Below are 1,106 nucleotides of genomic sequence, written 5' to 3'. Positions count from 1 at the left end.
GGCGGGGCCCGCATCCAGGAGGGCGTCGACAGCCTGGCCGGCTATGCCGACATCTTCCTGGAAAACACCCTGGCCAGCGGCGTCATCCCGCAGATCAGCGTGATCATGGGGCCCTGCGCCGGCGGCGACGTCTATTCGCCCGCGATCACCGACTTCATCTTCATGGTCAAGGACACGAGCTACATGTTCGTGACCGGCCCCGACGTGGTCAGGACGGTGACCAACGAGGTCGTCACGGCCGAGGAACTGGGCGGGGCCCGGGTCCACGCCGCCAAGTCGGGCGTGGCCGAGGGCGCGTTCGAGAACGACCTGGAGGCCCTGACCCAGGTGCGCCGCCTGGTCGACTTCCTGCCCTCGTCCAACCGCGAGCCCGCCCCCGAACGCGAGAGCTTCGATGAGCCCTATCGCGAGGAGGCCAGCCTCGACACCCTGGTGCCGGCCGACGCTGCCAAGCCCTACGACATGAAGGAGCTGATCCTGAAGATCGTCGACGAGGCCGACTTCTTCGAGATCAGCAGCGAGTGGGCCAAGAACATCGTCGTCGGCTTCGCCCGCATGGACGGCGAGACGGTGGGGATCGTCGCCAACCAGCCGCAGGTGCTGGCCGGGGTGCTGGACATCGATTCCAGCCGCAAGGCCGCCCGTTTCGTGCGCTTCTGCGACGCCTTCAACATCCCGATCATCACCCTGGTCGACGTCCCGGGCTTCATGCCGGGGACCAAGCAGGAGTACGGCGGTCTGATCAAGCATGGCGCCAAGCTCTTGTTCGCCTATGCCGAGGCCACCGTGCCGAAGATCACCGTCATCACCCGCAAGGCCTATGGCGGGGCCTATGACGTGATGAGCTCCAAGCACCTGCGCGGCGACCTCAACTACGCCTGGCCGACCGCCGAGATCGCGGTGATGGGCGCCAAGGGCGCGGTGGAGATCATCTTCCGCCAGGAGGCCAAGGACCCCGAGGCGCTCGCGGCCCGCGAGGCCGAGTACAAGGACCGCTTCGCCAACCCGTTCGTCGCCGCCAGCCGCGGCTATATCGACGACGTCATCATGCCCCACGGCACCCGCCGTCGCATCGTGCGCGGCCTCAAGAGCCTCAAGGGGAAGGA

Annotated in this window: 1 protein-coding gene; it reads left to right on the top strand. The window is 67.2% G+C overall.

Annotated features, from left to right (window positions below):
- Nucleotides 1-1,106 (top strand): acyl-CoA carboxylase subunit beta (locus AC07R7_RS25910; protein WP_494637250.1); only part of this gene is annotated, 1,106 nt, incomplete at both ends.

The organism is Caulobacter sp. GW821-FHT05F04 (genome assembly GCF_059419665.1).
Note: the sequence above shows the minus strand (reverse complement) of the source record. Positions and strands in the feature narration are given on the sequence as shown.